General features: G+C 65.1%; 14 protein-coding genes. 1 reads left to right on the plus strand and 13 read right to left on the minus strand.

Translation table 11 applies throughout. The features are described 5' to 3' along the window. Positions 1–132 precede the first annotated feature (132 nt). Genes EO156_RS01795 through lpxD form a run of 5 tightly spaced genes read right to left on the minus strand, consistent with a single transcriptional unit; the run spans position 133 to position 4,465 of the window. The gene (locus EO156_RS01795; protein ID WP_003485385.1) at positions 133–867 is read right to left on the minus strand and encodes a ribonuclease HII; all 735 of its coding nucleotides are present in this window, start codon (positions 865–867) and stop codon (positions 133–135) included. After that, the gene (gene lpxB, locus EO156_RS01800; protein WP_016849941.1) at positions 864–2,150 is read right to left on the minus strand and encodes a lipid-A-disaccharide synthase; all 1,287 of its coding nucleotides are present in this window, start codon (positions 2,148–2,150) and stop codon (positions 864–866) included. The genes EO156_RS01795 and lpxB overlap by 4 nt, the downstream gene beginning before the upstream one ends. Positions 2,151–2,179: 29 nt before the next feature. Further along, a complete protein-coding gene (lpxA, locus tag EO156_RS01805) occupies positions 2,180–2,971 on the minus strand; it encodes an acyl-ACP--UDP-N-acetylglucosamine O-acyltransferase (protein ID WP_003485381.1) in 792 nt (263 codons plus the stop codon). Positions 2,972–2,996: 25 nt separating this feature from the next. Further along, positions 2,997–3,455 carry a 3-hydroxyacyl-ACP dehydratase FabZ gene (gene fabZ / locus EO156_RS01810; RefSeq protein ID WP_003485378.1) on the minus strand — a complete coding sequence of 153 codons (459 nt, stop codon included), beginning with the start codon at positions 3,453–3,455 and terminating at the stop codon, positions 2,997–2,999. Beyond that, positions 3,452–4,465: a UDP-3-O-(3-hydroxymyristoyl)glucosamine N-acyltransferase gene (gene lpxD / locus EO156_RS01815; RefSeq protein ID WP_016849940.1), complete on the minus strand. Its 1,014-nt coding sequence runs from the start codon at positions 4,463–4,465 to the stop codon at positions 3,452–3,454. Before lpxD ends, fabZ begins: the two co-directional genes overlap by 4 nt. Before the next feature lie 128 nt (positions 4,466–4,593). Here lpxD and EO156_RS01820 point away from each other — a divergent pair, with 128 nt between their 5' ends. Beyond that, the gene (locus tag EO156_RS01820; protein WP_011050898.1) at positions 4,594–4,785 is read left to right on the plus strand and encodes a hypothetical protein; all 192 of its coding nucleotides are present in this window, start codon (positions 4,594–4,596) and stop codon (positions 4,783–4,785) included. Positions 4,786–4,861: 76 nt separating this feature from the next. Here the strand turns inward: EO156_RS01820 and bamA are convergent, their stop codons facing one another. The 8 genes from bamA to EO156_RS01860 form a co-directional block, all read right to left on the minus strand. After that, positions 4,862–7,228 carry an outer membrane protein assembly factor BamA gene (gene bamA / locus EO156_RS01825; protein WP_016849939.1) on the minus strand — a complete coding sequence of 789 codons (2,367 nt, stop codon included), beginning with the start codon at positions 7,226–7,228 and terminating at the stop codon, positions 4,862–4,864. Between the two features lie 83 nt (positions 7,229–7,311). Further along, complete coding sequence (gene rseP / locus EO156_RS01830) at positions 7,312–8,658, minus strand: RIP metalloprotease RseP (protein WP_003485372.1); 1,347 nt, start codon at positions 8,656–8,658, stop codon at positions 7,312–7,314. 26 nt (positions 8,659–8,684) lie between these two features. Next, positions 8,685–9,875, minus strand: coding sequence for a 1-deoxy-D-xylulose-5-phosphate reductoisomerase (locus EO156_RS01835; RefSeq protein WP_029828451.1), 1,191 nt, complete (start codon positions 9,873–9,875; stop codon positions 8,685–8,687). A 2-nt stretch (positions 9,876–9,877) separates the two neighbouring features. Beyond that, entirely contained in the window at positions 9,878–10,705 is an 828-nt protein-coding gene (locus tag EO156_RS01840; RefSeq protein WP_003485370.1) for a phosphatidate cytidylyltransferase, read from the minus strand. Continuing rightward, on the minus strand, positions 10,702–11,460 hold the full coding sequence (gene uppS / locus EO156_RS01845) for a polyprenyl diphosphate synthase (RefSeq protein ID WP_016849736.1): 759 nt from the start codon (positions 11,458–11,460) through the stop codon (positions 10,702–10,704). Before uppS ends, EO156_RS01840 begins: the two co-directional genes overlap by 4 nt. A 17-nt stretch (positions 11,461–11,477) precedes the next feature. Continuing rightward, positions 11,478–12,035: a ribosome recycling factor gene (frr, locus tag EO156_RS01850; RefSeq protein WP_005921623.1), complete on the minus strand. Its 558-nt coding sequence runs from the start codon at positions 12,033–12,035 to the stop codon at positions 11,478–11,480. Positions 12,036–12,219: 184 nt separating this feature from the next. Then, positions 12,220–12,942, minus strand: coding sequence for a UMP kinase (gene pyrH, locus EO156_RS01855; protein WP_005911727.1), 723 nt, complete (start codon positions 12,940–12,942; stop codon positions 12,220–12,222). A 106-nt stretch (positions 12,943–13,048) separates the two neighbouring features. Continuing rightward, positions 13,049–14,572, minus strand: a complete 1,524-nt coding sequence (locus EO156_RS01860; RefSeq protein ID WP_005924972.1) for a GGDEF domain-containing protein — start codon at positions 14,570–14,572, stop codon at positions 13,049–13,051. Positions 14,573–14,661: the final 89 nt, after the last annotated feature.

A 14,661-nucleotide genomic window follows, 5' to 3' on the forward strand; every position in this document is an offset into this window, starting at 1 on the left:
AGGCATCGGAGGACTGCAGGGCCGAGACGAGTGGAATGATGTGTGCCTGGAGCTACTGCGCACGGCACGCGATGTGCGGCTGTTCAGGCTCCGACGCGCAGCCGGACACGCCGATGCCGACCCTGGCGTCTCTCACAGCGGCGCAACCAGTTGCCCGACCTGCAACTGCTCCAGGTCCCGGGTCCCGGGATCCGGTTCCAGGCCTTCACGGCCTTGCAGCGCCAGACGCACCGGCGCAAAACTGCGCCGATGATGCGGGCATGGCCCGTGGGTTTGCAACGCGGCCAGATGCACCGGCGTGCTGTAGCCCTTGTGCTGATCGAAGCGATATTCCGGGTGGCGCGTGTGCAGTTCGTGCATCAGCCGGTCGCGCGTCACCTTGGCCACGATCGAGGCGGCCATGATGGCGCGGTCCAACGCGTCGCCACCGATCAATGCCTCGGCCGGGCAGGGCAGCCCCTTGGGCACGCGGTTGCCGTCGATGCGCGCGAACCCGGCCACATGCGCCACGCCTTCCACTGCGCGCCGCATGCCGAGCATGGTCGCCTGGTAGATATTGATGCGGTCGATCTCTTCGCTGTCGATCAACACCACCGACCACGCCAGCGCCCGGTCGACGATGCGCGCATACAGCTGCTCGCGCCGCTCGGCCGTGAGCTGCTTGGAATCGTCCAGCCCGTTGATGCGCGGCTTGCCGGGGTCGAACACCACGGCGGCAACGGCCACCGGCCCGGCCAGCGGGCCGCGGCCAGCTTCGTCGACACCGGCGATCAGGCGGGAATCGGGAATGGGGAATGGGGAATCGTGGAAAAGCCCGTCCTGCGTCGCCGGAACGACAACCGCGCCATTGGAGGTAGAGCGCCTCATGCGCCGGCTCCTGCCGATTCCCGATTCTCCATTCCCGATTCGCGCTGCGACAGCAGCCCAGCCACCGCATCCGCTGCCCGCGCCGACGCATCGCGGCGCAACTGCGCATGCAGGGCCAGGTAGCGCGGCTGCAGGGCGGCGACCTTGTCGGGGTGTTTGAACCAGTCCAGCAGTGCCACGCACAGTCGCTCGGGGGTGCAGTCGTCCTGCATCAGTTCCGGCGCCAGGTCGTCATTGGCCAGGATATTGGGCAGGGCGTAGCGGTTGACCTTGAGCAGGCCCAGCAGCTTGACGATACGGTAGGTGAGCGGAGCGACCTTGTAGCCCACCACCATCGGGCGCTTGACCAGCATCGCTTCCAGCGTGGCGGTGCCGGAGGCCAGCAGCACCACGTCGGCGGCCAGCATGGCGGTGCGCGCCTGGCCGTCGAGCAGATGCGAGCGCATCACCGGCAGCGACGAGCGTGACAGCTGCTCGGCCAGCAGTTGCTTGCAGCCCGAATTGGCGGCCGGTACCAGCACGTGCAGATTGGGCAGGTGCTCGGACACCAGCCAGGCCGCCTGGAAAAAGGTGTCGCCGAGCCGGCTGATTTCGCCGTGCCGGCTGCCGGGCAACACTGCCAGGACGGTGCTGGAGGCGGAGAGGCCCAGCGTTGCGCGCGCCGCTGCGCGGTCGGCCTGGTAGGCGATATCGTCGGCCATCGGGTGGCCGACAAAGCGGGCGTCCACGCCATGCTTGGCATAGATCGGCGGCTCCATCGGAAACAGGCACAGCACCAGATCGGCGCTGACGCCGATTTTTTCGGCACGCTTCTCGCGCCACGCCCACACCGACGGGCTGACGTAGTGCACGGTCTTGATCCCGCGCTGCTTGAGCCAGCGTTCCACCGGCAGATTGAAATCCGGCGCGTCGATGCCGATGAACACGTCCGGCTTCCACGCCAGCACCCGCTCGCGGAACGCGCTGCGCAGCTTGAGCAGGCGCGGCAAATGCCGCAGCACCTCGGTCAGGCCCATCACCGCCAGCTCGCTGGCATCGAACCAGGTCTGGCAACCGACGCCACGCATCGCATCGCCACCGATGCCCACGAATTCGGCATTCGGATAGCGCAGCCGCAACTGCTCGATCAACCCCGCGCCGAGAATGTCGCCAGAGGCCTCGCCGGCGATCAGCGCGATGCGAGGTGCGCGCCTGCGCGCACCGGGAATCGGGAGTGGGGAATCGGGAATCGGTAGCGCAGTCGTAACGCTGCCGACCGACGCGCCGTTGCGCTGGCCGTCCACGATTCCCGACTCCCGATTCCCAATTCCCTTCATCGCAACAAGGGCCGTTCTGCTGCTTCGATGAACTCGAGCATCCCGCGCACATCGTCGCTGCTCTTGGCCTGTTCGGCCAGCTGGAGCTTGGCATCTGCCAGCGGCAGGCCGGCCACGTACAGCGTGCGGTAGGCGCGCTTGATCGCGGTGATGCGTTCGGCGTCGAAACCGCGGCGCTTGAGCCCTTCGCTATTGATGCCGCGCGGACGTCCCAGCGATTCGCTGCCTACCATGGTGAACGGCGGGACGTCGCCGTTGGTCAGCGCGCCCATGCCCAGGAAGGCGTGCGCGCCGATACGGCAGAACTGATGTGCGCCGGCAAAACCGCTGATGATCACGTAGTCGCCGACGGTGACGTGGCCGGCCAGCGTGGTGTTGTTGGAGAACACGCAGTGGTTGCCCACATGGCAGTCGTGCGCCACGTGCGTATAGGCCAGCATCCAGTTGTCGTTGCCGACCACGGTGATGCCTCCACCGCCGCCGGTGCCGCGATTGATGGTGACGAATTCGCGGATCACGTTGCCGTCGCCGATCACCAATTCGGTCCGTTCGCCGGCGTACTTCTTGTCCTGCGGTTCGCCGCCGATCGCGGCATGGCCGATGAAGCGGTTGTTGCGACCGATCCGGGTCGGGCCGTGGATCGAGCAATGGGGCCCCACCTCGGTGCCCGCCCCGATCTGCACATCGGCGCCGATCAGCGAGAAGGCGCCGACGCGGACGTCGTCCGCCAGCGTTGCCGATGGATCGATGACCGCCGTCGGATGAATCAAAGGTGTTGAATCGCGCATCGTGTCTTACTCCGAAAGCGGGTGATTACCTGGCGCCGGCGCACATCACCTCGGCACTGGCCACCACTTCGCCATCGACCTTGGCTTCGCCGTAGAAGCATCCCACATTGCGGATCAGGCGCTTCATCTGCACTTCCATGATCAACACGTCGCCCGGCACCACCTGCTTGTTGAAGCGGGCCTTGTCCACCTTGACCATATAGAACAGCTGCGACAAGGCATCGCGGCCCAGGCCGAGCTGGGTCATTACGCCGCCGACCTGCGCCAGCGCCTCGATGATCAGCACGCCAGGCATGACCGGACGGTTCGGAAAATGGCCCTGGAAGAACGGCTCGTTGATGCTGACGTTCTTCTGCGCCACGATCCACTTGGTTTCAAGATCGAGTTCGAGGATGCGGTCGACCAGCAGAAACGGGTAACGGTGCGGGAGCAGCGTCTGGATCTGACTGACGTCGATCGGCAGTTCGTAAACGTGGTGGCTCATTCTTTCTCCTTGCCCACAGCCAGGATGCGCCTAGCGAGCACATCAAGCTGCTTGAAGCGCGCGGCGTTTTTGCGCCACGTGCGATTGTCGGTGAGAGGGGTGCCGGACGAATACTCGCCCGGCTCATGGATGGAATTACGCACGACAGATTTGCCGGTGATCACCACCTTGTCGCAGATCTCCAGGTGGCCGACCACGCCGACATGCCCGCCCAGCAGGCAATAACGGCCGATCTTGGCGCTACCGGCAATGCCGGTGCAGCCGGCAATCGCACTGTGCGCGCCGATCCGGCAGTTGTGCGCGATCTGCACCAGGTTGTCCACGCGCACGTCTTCTTCCAGCACGGTGTCTTCCAGCGCGCCGCGGTCGATGCAGGTGTTGGCGCCGATTTCGCAGTCGTCGCCGATGACCACACCGCCGAGCTGCGGCACCTTGATCCAGTGCCCGGCATCCATGGCCAGGCCGAAGCCATCGGCGCCGATCACCGCGCCGGGATGGATGCGCACGCGCTTGCCCAGCCGCACGCGGGTGACCAGGGTGACGCGGGCAAGCAGCTCGCTGCCGGCGTCCACCACGCAGTCCTCGCCAATGATGCTGCCGGTACCGATCACGCAGCCATCGCCCACGCGACTACGCGCGCCGATGCTGACGAACGGACCGACATGCGCGGTGGCCGAGACCTGGGCGGTCGGGTCGATCACCGCAGAGGCATGGATGCCCGGTTCGCGCACCGGTGCCACATCGAACAGCGCGGCGATCTTGGCGAACGCGGTGTACGGGTCCTTGGCGACCAGCGCGGTGCCTTTAGCGGCCTCGGCATCGTCGGCACGCAGCACCACGACAGCGGCCTGGGTGTCGGCCAGTTGCGGACGATAGCGCGGGTTGGACAGGAAGCTCAGCTGGCCTGCGCCTGCATGGGCCAGGGTGGCGACGCCGCTGACTTCGGTGGTGCCGTCACCGACGACGGTCAACCCGAATTGTTCGGCAATCGCACTGGCGGTCAATCGCATCAGGGTAAACCTCGCGTAAACGATAAGTGGCTGGTTTAACAGCTCGAAAACGTCGTCAAGAGTTGGCTAAACAATCGAGCGTATTGCTTGCCGGGCCGCAACGATGCGGCGAACCCAGGAAGAAACATATGAAAACTGTTCTCTCCATTTTCGGTAGCGTGATCCTGCTGGGCGCAGTCACCAGTGCATCGGCCGACGATTTCGCACAGCAGCGCACCAACGCTCTGAGCTTCTGGGACCAGCAGGTGCAGTGCGTGGACGCATCCGATTGGGGCGCCACCGCCACCTGCCTGGGCAATGTCTGGAACGACTACTTCTAACGCTGTTTCCTACCAGGGTGTTCAAACAACAATGGCGGCCCGGGCGTCCGGGCCGCCATTGTTTCGCGTGCCAATCTTAGAACTGGCCGCCGAAGGTGAACTGCAGACGCTCGATCTCGTCGTTGTCTTCCTTCTTCAGCGGGAATGCATAGCTGATCGAAATGGGGCCGACGGGCGCGCGCCACAACAGCGCCACACCGGTGGAGGCGCGCAACTCGTTGGCCTTGAAGTTGTCCACGCCGTTGTACACGTTGCCGAAGTCGACGAATGCCGAAACGCGCGCCGACGGGCTGTCGAACAGCTTGGGGAAATACATTTCCACCGAGCCCACCGTCTTGAACGATCCGCCCAGCGGCTGGCCGCGGGTATAGCCATTGATCGCTTCCGAACGCGGGCCCAGGGTGTTGTCTTCGAAGCCACGGACCGAATTGGTGCCGCCGGCGTAGAAGTTCTCGTAGAACGGCAGGCCGGTGGCGGTGACCGTGCGGGTGCTGCCATCCGGGTTGGTCAGCACGCGGGTGCTGTCCTTCCCGTAACTGTCGCCGTAGCCCAGTTCGAAGCGCGTGTTCAACACCAGCGCCGGAATGATCGGCCAGTAGTTGGAGATCTGGTAGTTGAGCTTGTAGTACTCGACCGTGGAGCCGGGCAGGGTGGTCTCCAGACCCACACGCTGGTACATGCCGCGGGTCGGCATGAAGAAGTCGTTGCGGGTGTCGCGTGCCCAGCCCAGCTCGGTGCGCCAGGCATGGAAGGTGCGCGTGCCGATCGCATTGATGTAGTCGATGATCGCCTGCGGTGTGGTGCCCGCGAAAGTGGTGATCTGGTTGCTGTCGATACCCACCATCGCCGAGACGGTGTCGTTTTCGGTGATCGGCACACCGAACACCACCTGCGCCGAACCGTTCTTGCTGTTGAATTGCGCGGTGTTGAAGTCCGAATAATCCAGTGCACGCCAGGACAGGTTGTAGCCCAGCGACACGCCGTCGTCGGTAAAGAACGGGTTGGTGTAGGAGAACGCGTAGCGCTGCTGATAGCTGCTGCGCGAGGCCTCCACTGCCACGCGGTTACCACCGCCCAGGAAGTTGTTCTGCGACAACTGCACCGAGGTGGTCACACCGAAGCTCTGCGAGTAACCCAGGCCGAACACGAAGCTGCCGGAGGTGGTCTCCTTGACGTTGTAGACCACGTCGACCTGGTCGTTGCTGCCGGGCACCGCGGGCGTTTCCACATCCACGCTTTCGAAGTAGCCCAACCGCTGCAGACGGATCTTGGAACGGTCGATCGCCGCCTGCGAGTACCAGGTGTTCTCGAACTGACGCATTTCGCGGCGCAACACTTCGTCGGAGGTGCGGCTGTTGCCTTTGTAGAGGATGCGGCGCACGGTCACGCGCGGTCCGGGCACCACCTGCAGGTTCACTGCCACGGTGCGGTCCTCGCGATTCGGCGTTGGGATCGGGTTGACCTTGGCGAACGCGTAACCGACGTTGCTCAGCGTGTTGGTGATCGCATCGGAGGTGTACTCCAGCAGCGCACGCGAGAAGATGTCGCCGGCCTTGGGGATCACCAGGCGCTCGATGTCGGCCTGCGGCAGCACGGTGTCGCCGGTGACCTTGATTTCGGAAATCTTGTACTGCTCACCCTCGGTGACGCCGGCGCTGATGAACATATCGCGCTTGTCGGGGCTGATCGAGACCTGGGTGGAGTCGATGCTGAAGTCGACATAGCCGCGGTCCAGGTACCAGGAGTTGAGCTTTTCCAGGTCGCCGGACATCTTTTCCTTGGAGTACTGATCGTCGCGGCGGTACCACGAGGCCCAGTTGTGCTCCTTGGATTCCCAGTTGTCCAGGATGTCCTCGTTGGCGAACTTTTCCGTACCGATCAGGTTGACATGGCGGATCTTGGCCGCCTTGCCTTCCTTGATCGCGATGGCCACGTCGACGCGGTTACGGTCCAGCGGGCTCACCGTCGGGGTGATTTCCACGTTGTACTTGCCGCGGTTGTTGTACTGGCGGGTCAGTTCCTGGGTCACGCGGTCCAGGCTCAGGCGATCGAAGGTGCCCCCCTCGGACAGGCCGATGTCACCCAGGCCCTTGAGCAGTTCCTCGGACTTGATGTCCTTGTTGCCGGTCACGGTGAGCTTGTTGATCGCCGGGCGCTCCTTGACCGTGATCACCAGGATGTTGCCCTGGCGGTCCAGCTGCACGTCCTCGAAGAAGCCGGTGCGGTAGAGCGCCCGGATCGCGTCGGCCACCTTTGCATCGTCCACGGTGTCGCCGCGGTTCACCGGCAGATAGGTGAAGACGGTGCCGGAGGCGATGCGCTGCAGGCCGTCGACGCGAATGTCGCTGGCAACGAACGGATCGACGGCCAGAGCAACGGCCGGCAGGCTGAGGCCGGCGGCAAGAGCGAGGGCAAGCAGGCGGCGAGTGGGAAGACGCGTCATGTCACATCCGGTTGGAGTCGTATTCGGGTGTTGCTGGATGCCGGCGTATGACGACGACAACAGGCGGAAAGAGTGGAGCAGCTTCATCGTGGAACCAGGCCGAGGATGTCGTTGTAGAACGCCAGTCCCATCAACCCGGCCAGGACCGCCAGGCCGACGTATTGTCCGGCAATCATGGCCCGTTCGCTGATCGGGCTGCCCTTGATCAACTCGATAAGGTAATACAGCAGATGCCCACCGTCCAAGATCGGGATGGGCATCAGGTTGATGATCGCAAGGCTCAACGACAGCAGCCCGAGAAAATACAGGAACCAGTCGAGCCCGCGTTCGGCCGAGGCATTGGCAGCGCGCGCAATGGTGACCGGGCCGGAGATGTTCTTGACCGAGGCCTGGCCGGTCAGCATGCGCTTCATCATGCCCAGCGAATCGGCGGTCATCCGGCCGGTTTCGCGGATCGCGGCCGGCACGGCGGCGAACAGCCCGTACTGCTGGCGGCTGTCGTATTCCGGAGCCGGAGCGGCGGCCGGACGCACGCCGATCATCCATTGGCCCTGCGGCGACTTGCGCGGGGCGATTTCCAGCGCCAGCCGGTCTTCGCCGCGCGCCACCTCGATCATGCCCGGCCCGCCGTGGGCGCCCAACGCCTGCACCTGCGGAATGATGTCTTCGGCCGAGCGGATCGGCTGGCCGTCGATGGCCACGATGCGGTCGCCCGGTTTGAGCAGGCCATCGGCCACCGAGCCCTTCACCACTTCGGCGATCACCGGTGGCTGCAGCATGAATTGCCAGCCGATGCCGGCCAGGGCGGCCACGCGGCGTTCGTCGAAACCGACCGGCAACTGCGACAGGCGCAAGGTGTGTTCGCTGCTGCTCGCAGTGTCAGAGGCAGTCAGGACGCGGACATCGCGCCTGTCCATTGCCGCAGTGGTGAGCTGCATGCTGGCGTCGCTCCAGCTGCTCACGCTGCGGCCGTCGATGCGTACTATGCGCTCGCCTGGCGTCAGCCCGGCTTCGGCGGCCAGGCCATCGGCGCGGCCGACGGTTGCCGAATAATCCTGCTTGCCTACCACGAACATCGCCCACAGCATCGCCATGCACAGCAATAGGTTGGCGATGGGACCCGCCGCGACGATCGCGATGCGCTGCCACACGGTCTTGCGATTGAAGGCCTGGTCCTGCTCGGCCGGATGCACGTCGCCTTCGCGCTCGTCGAGCATTTTGACGTAGCCGCCCAGCGGAATCGCGGCAACCACGAACTCGGTACCGTGGCGGTCGCGGCGCATCCACAACGGTTTGCCGAAGCCCACCGAAAAGCGCAGCACCTTGACGCCGCAGCGCCGCGCGACCCAGAAATGCCCGAATTCGTGAAAGGTCACCAACACGCCCAGGCTGACGATCATCCACCAGACCGAACCGATGAAATCACCCATGGGTGCAACTCGCGTGCGTGGAACGATCAGGCATGAAGGGCGTGGTGGGCGAGGGCGCGTTCAGTGATTTGCCGGGCTTGCGCATCGGCAAAAAGCAGGGTGTCGAGGGAATCGGCATTGTGCCGCTGGAGCGTTGTCAGCGTGTGTTCGACCAACGCAGGGATCGCTAGGAAACCCACCTGGCCCTGAAGAAACGCTGAAACAGCCACTTCATTGGCCGCGTTCAGGATCGCCGGGGCGGTGCCGCCGGCCCGTAACGCGTCCCAGGCCAGGCGCAGACATGGGAATGCGGCGGTGTCGGGGGCCTCGAAATCCAGCCGGCCCTGGCTGAGCAGATCCAACCCGCCGACGCCGGATTCGACCCGCTCCGGCCACGCCAGGCCGACCGCCAGGGTGGTGCGCATGTCCGGCAGGCCAAGCTGGGCAAGGGTGGAGCCGTCGACGAATTCCACCAGGGAATGCACCAGGCTCTGCGGATGCACCAGCACATCGATCTGCTCGCCGGGCAGTCCAAACAGGTGATGCGCCTCGATGACTTCCAGGCCCTTGTTCATCAGGGTCGCCGAATCCACCGAGATCTTCGGACCCATCGACCACTTGGGATGCGCCACTGCTTGCGCGGGCGTGACCGCCGCCAGCGCCGCGCGATCGCGGCCGCGGAACGGGCCACCGGAAGCAGTCAGGATGACCCGGCGTACGCCGCGGGTGGCGTCGCAAGAGCGCAGGCACTGGAAGATGGCGCTGTGTTCGCTGTCGATCGGGATGATTTCAGCGCCGGCGGCGGCTGCGGTGCGGGTCAGCAGCTCGCCGGCCAGGACCAGGGATTCCTTGTTGGCCAGCAGCAGACGCTTGCCGGCGCGCGCCGCCGCCAGCGTAGACGGCAGCCCGGCCGCACCCACGATCGCGGCCACCACGGTGTCGCACGCATCGCTGCTCGCCAGTGCGTCCAGCGCCTCGGCACCGGCGTGCGCCTGGGTCGCAAGGCCCCGTGCGCGCAGGCCATCGCGCAGCGCCGGGTACAGCGTTGCATCGGCAATCAGCGCATGCGCAGGCCGGTGGGTCGCGCACAGCGCCAGCAGCTCATCGACCTTGCTGCCGGCCGACAGCACGCTGGCACGCAGCCGCTCGGGGTGGCGGGCGATCACGTCCAGCGCCGATGTGCCGATCGAGCCGGTGGCGCCGAACACGGCGACCTGACGGGGAGAGGAGCCAGCCATGCCTAGAATCCGAGAATTTCCTTGCCGAGTGCGAACACCGGCAGGGCAGCGAGCACGCCATCGATGCGGTCCAGTACGCCGCCATGGCCCGGAATCAGCGTGCCCGAGTCCTTGGCGCCGGCGTGGCGCTTGAGCAGGCTTTCGAACAGGTCGCCCAGCACCGATGCCAGCACTGCCAGTGCGGAGACCAGCACCAGCTGCGGCACATGTGCCAGCGTCAGCCCGGCCAGCCAGCCGAACGCGCAGGCAACCGCAATGCCGGCGAGCAGGCCTCCGAGCAACCCTTCGATGGTCTTGTTGGGGCTGACCCGCGGCGCCAGCTTGTGTTTGCCGAACGCGCGGCCGGCGAAATAGGCGCCGGAGTCAGCCGCCCACACCATGGTCAGCGCGGTCAGCAACCACAGGTTGCCCTTGTCCGGGCTGGCATGCAGCAGCACCAGCGCCGCCCACGCCGGCAGCACTGCCAGGGTGCCGGCGGCCAGCTTGAGTGCGCGCGCCTGGCCATTACCATGATCGGCGCCGAAGGTGAAAAAACGCAGCCACAGCAGCGCCAACAGCCACCACGCCACGCCCACCAGCGACGCAATCTGGAACAGCACCATGGAGCCGGCCGAGGCCCACACCATCAGCACCATCAGCAGCAGATTGAGCATCAGCAGCACGGTGCGCGGCAGGCTGTCGTCGATGCCGGAGAGCTTGAGCCACTCCCACAGACCGGTCAGGAACAGGACCGCCGCCAGCGCTGCCAGCCATTGGGTGGGCAGCAGCACGATCGCGCAAATCGCGAGCGGCGCCATGATCAGCGCGGCAATCACGCGAGTCTTGGTCATGCGGAGGAGCTCTCCGTCGCCTTGTCGGCGATCTGTGCGCTGGTCAGGCCGAAGCGACGTTCACGCCCGGCATAGTCGTCCAGCGCTTGCTGCAGCACGCCGGCATCGAACTCCGGCCACAGGGTTTCGGTGAACCACAGCTCGGTGTAAGCCAGCTGCCACAACAGGAAGTTGCTGATGCGGGTGTCGCCACCGGTGCGGATGAACAGGTCCGGCGCGGGCAGGTCGGCCAGGGCGACCCGGCTGGACAGCAGCGCTTCGTCGATCTGCTCTGGCTGCAGGCGGCCGGCGGCGACGTCTTCGGCCAATGCGCGGGCAGCCGAGGCGATATCCTGGCGGCCGCCGTAACTGGCGGCGATGCTCAGCACCAGCCGCGAGTTCGCTGCGGTGCTGCGCTCGGCGCCGGCCATGCGGTCGCGCAAGGGTGCGGCAAAGCGGCTGCGGTCGCCGATGAAGCGCACCTGCACGCCACGTCGCTGCAGTTCTTCCACCTCGCGGTCGAGCGCATGCAGGAACAGCTTCATCAGCGCGTCGACCTCATCCTGCGGACGGCCCCAGTTTTCACTGGAGAACGCGAACAGGGTCAGCGCCGAGACGCCTTTTTCCAGGCAGAAATCGATCGTGCGATTGACCGCGCGCGCGCCGGCACGGTGACCGATGACGCGTGGACGACGCCGACGCTGCGCCCAACGCCCATTGCCATCCATGATGATGGCGATGTGGCGCGGCACAGCAGCAGAGGGGACTGGATGCATGGCAGGCGACGCCACGATCAGACCGTCATCAATTCCTGTTCCTTGCCCTTGACGACCTCATCCACGTCCTTGATGGCCTTGTCGGTGAGCTTCTGGATATCGTCCTCGGCGCTGCGGGCTTCGTCTTCGGTGACGGCCTTGTCCTTGAGCAGATCCTTGACCTGCTGGTTGGCGTCGCGGCGGATGTTGCGGATGGCCACCTTGCTGTCTTCGCCCTCGCCATGCACGGACTTGCTGAGCTCCTTGCGGCGCTCCTCGGTCAGCGGCGGCAGGTTCAGGCGGATCACGGTGCCGACCACGGTCGGGGTCAGACCCAGGTCCGAGGCGTAAATGGCTTTTTCCACGTCCTTGATCATGCCCTTGTCGAACAGGCTGATGACCAGCGAGCGGCCTTCGGACACGCTGATGCTGGCAACCTGATTCAGGGGCGTGTCGGCGCCGTAGGCCTTGACCTTGATACCGTCCAGCAGCGCCGGCGAGGCACGGCCGGTGCGGATGGTGGTGAGGGAATGGCGCAGAGCATCGATGCTCTTGGTCATGCGCGTCTGCGCGTCTTGTTTGATCTGGGTGAGCATCGCCGGGAATCCGTGTGGAGCTGAATCCGGAGATTATAGCCGGGACTGAGGTTTCACGACTCGCGGGCCGTCAACACCCGCGCAGCGGTTCACTTGCCGCTGGAGGCGCTCGACGGACAGGCATCAACGCAGGCGTCAGCACTGCGCTCAACGATTCCCGATTCCCCAATCCCGATTCCCAGCCTCAGCTGCGGCCCTGCACCAAGGTGCCGATCTGCTCGCCATGCAGGATGCGCAGCAGCACGCCCGGTTCGCTCATGCCGAAGATGCGCAGCGGCAGGTCACTGTCGCGCGCCAGTGCGAAGGCGGCGGTATCCATCACTTCCAGGCCCTGCAGGATCACCTGGTCGTAGGTCAGGCTGTCGTAGCGCACCGCATCGGTGTGCTTCTTCGGATCCTTGTCGTACACGCCGTCGACCTTGGTCGCCTTGAGCAGCAGGTCGGCACCGATCTCGATCGCGCGCAGCGCTGCGCCCGAGTCGGTGGTGAAGAACGGGTTGCCGGTGCCGGCGGCGAAGATCGCGATGCGACCCTTTTCCAGGTGACGGATCGCGCGGCGACGGATGAAGTCTTCGCAGACGTCGTTGATCTTGATCGCGCTCATCACGCGCACCTTGGCGCCGAGCTTTTCCAGCGCATCCTGCATCGCCAATGCATTGATCACCGTGGCCAGCATGCCCATGTGATCGCCGGTGACGCGGTCCATGCCGCTGGCAGCCAGGCCAGCGCCGCGGAAGATGTTGCCACCGCCGATCACCAGCGCCACCTGCGCGCCGGCCTGCTGGGCTTCGATCACCTCATGCGCCAGACGATTGATGACCTTGGGGTCGATGCCGTAATCCCCGTCTCCCATCAGCGCCTCCCCGGAAAGTTTGAGAAGAATGCGGCGATAGGAAAGTTCGGACATGGGGAAACCTCGGGGGTGGGGGATCGGCAAACGCCGGCAATTCTAGCGGAAGCCTGTCACCTGGCGTGGTAAAAATTCCTTTGTTGGCAGTGGCGTGACCGGTTGCTCAATGCGCGCGCGGGTTCGGCGGCGTTGGTACGTCGGTCGCATCGTAAGCGGTGACGCGGTTGCGGCCGCGATGCTTGGAGCGATACAGCGTGCTGTCGGCGGCCTGCAACAGATGGTCGATGCTGTCGAACTGGCGCTCGGCACCGCCGTGCGTGGCAAGACCCGCAGAGAAGGTGATATGCAGTGGGCCGCCCTGCAGTTGCGCCATCGGCGTGCGCGCGGTTTCGGCCAGGATGCGTTCGATCACCATCAGCGCCGCATCGGCAGGTGTATTGGGCAGGATCACCAGGAATTCTTCGCCGCCGTAGCGCGCCACCAGGTCGCTGGTGCGCACCATGCGTTGCAGCGTTTGCGCGAAATTGCGCAACACTTCATCGCCGACCAGATGTCCGTGCGCATCGTTGACGCGCTTGAAGTCGTCCAGGTCGATGAAGGCGATCGACAGCGGCCAGCCCTGCCGCGAGGCCAGTTCGAACTCATGCGTCAGCGCGGTACCGAGCTGATGCCGATTGAATACCCCGGTCAACGCATCGCGGCTGGCCTGTTCGGCCAGATGACGCATGCGGTTTTCCGATTCGTCGGCATGCCGGCGCGCTTCGGCCACGTCCTGCAATTCGCGCAGGCTACGCAGCATCGCCAGTTCACGCGCCTGCTCGAAGATCATCTGGATGTGCTCGGGCTGCGGCACGCGGATGTCGAACAGCGCTTCCAGTTCCGGTAGCGATTCGGCGATGCGTTCGATCACTTTTTCGAAGCGTTCGGCATCCAGCTCCAGCACGTCCTGGGCCTGCTGCTGCGCATGTTCGGTTGCGGCGACCGCACTGGCCGAGAGCCAGATATCGGCCAGGCGCCCCGATAGCGCCACGCAGGCCATGAACGGTTCCAGGCCTGCCGGCTCTTCTTCGCTCTGCGCAATCGCATTCTGCAGATACGGCGGCAGCTGCCACTGATGCGCCAGCCAGGCGCCGACTTCGGCATGCGTGGCGCCCAGCTGTTCGCGTTCGGCATCCAGCAGCGCGGTGTTGTCGGCGGCCTGTTCCAGCAGCGGCCCGTATAGATCCGGCGCACCTTGCAGCAGGGCCAACTTGCCGATGTCCTGCAGCAGGCCGGCCAGCATCAATTCTTCGGGCTTGCGGATGCCGTAGGCCTGGCCGAGGATGCGACTGGCCAGCGCGCATAGGCCGGCGCGTCGCCAGATGCGCTCATGCAGGGGGTGGGCGATGAAGGTGCTGCGAACGCCGTGCACCATCGAAAAGCCCAGTGCCAGGCTCAAGGTCGCGTTGAGGCCGAGCATGGTCAGTGCCTGGCCGAGATTGTCGATGCGGCGGCGACTGGCGTAGAGCGGGGAATTGGCCACCCTCAGCATGCGTGCGCTCAATGCCATGTCCATGCCGATGACCTTGGCCGTGGTGGTCATGTCCACGTCCGGATCCTGCGCAAGTTCGATGATGCGCAGCGCAACGCCAGGCGGCGAGGGCAGGTTGCGGCAGTAGTGCAGGGCGGCCTGGAGATCTGGTTGCATGAGTCATTGCCAACAGTGGCCACAAGCATACAGCTGCGGTCGTTGAGTGGGGCGCGCCATGCTCCGCCATCGCCGCGCCACAAGACATG

Source organism: Xanthomonas sp. DAR33341, from assembly GCF_003992815.1.
Lineage (GTDB): Bacteria > Pseudomonadota > Gammaproteobacteria > Xanthomonadales > Xanthomonadaceae > Xanthomonas > Xanthomonas cissicola.

Excerpts from the sequence above, each read along its gene's own strand:
- EO156_RS01795 (WP_003485385.1), bottom strand. The coding sequence starts at position 867 with ATGAGGCGCTCTACCTCCAATGGCGCGGTTGTCGTTCCGGCGACGCAG.
- lpxA (WP_003485381.1), bottom strand. The coding sequence starts at position 2,971 with ATGCGCGATTCAACACCTTTGATTCATCCGACGGCGGTCATCGATCCA.
- fabZ (WP_003485378.1), bottom strand. The coding sequence starts at position 3,455 with ATGAGCCACCACGTTTACGAACTGCCGATCGACGTCAGTCAGATCCAG.
- lpxD (WP_016849940.1), bottom strand. The coding sequence starts at position 4,465 with ATGCGATTGACCGCCAGTGCGATTGCCGAACAATTCGGGTTGACCGTC.
- EO156_RS01820 (WP_011050898.1), top strand. The coding sequence starts at position 4,594 with ATGAAAACTGTTCTCTCCATTTTCGGTAGCGTGATCCTGCTGGGCGCA.
- bamA (WP_016849939.1), bottom strand. The coding sequence starts at position 7,228 with ATGACGCGTCTTCCCACTCGCCGCCTGCTTGCCCTCGCTCTTGCCGCC.
- rseP (WP_003485372.1), bottom strand. The coding sequence starts at position 8,658 with ATGGGTGATTTCATCGGTTCGGTCTGGTGGATGATCGTCAGCCTGGGC.
- EO156_RS01835 (WP_029828451.1), bottom strand. The coding sequence starts at position 9,875 with ATGGCTGGCTCCTCTCCCCGTCAGGTCGCCGTGTTCGGCGCCACCGGC.
- EO156_RS01840 (WP_003485370.1), bottom strand. The coding sequence starts at position 10,705 with ATGACCAAGACTCGCGTGATTGCCGCGCTGATCATGGCGCCGCTCGCG.
- uppS (WP_016849736.1), bottom strand. The coding sequence starts at position 11,460 with ATGCATCCAGTCCCCTCTGCTGCTGTGCCGCGCCACATCGCCATCATC.
- frr (WP_005921623.1), bottom strand. The coding sequence starts at position 12,035 with ATGCTCACCCAGATCAAACAAGACGCGCAGACGCGCATGACCAAGAGC.
- pyrH (WP_005911727.1), bottom strand. The coding sequence starts at position 12,942 with ATGTCCGAACTTTCCTATCGCCGCATTCTTCTCAAACTTTCCGGGGAG.
- EO156_RS01860 (WP_005924972.1), bottom strand. The coding sequence starts at position 14,572 with ATGCAACCAGATCTCCAGGCCGCCCTGCACTACTGCCGCAACCTGCCC.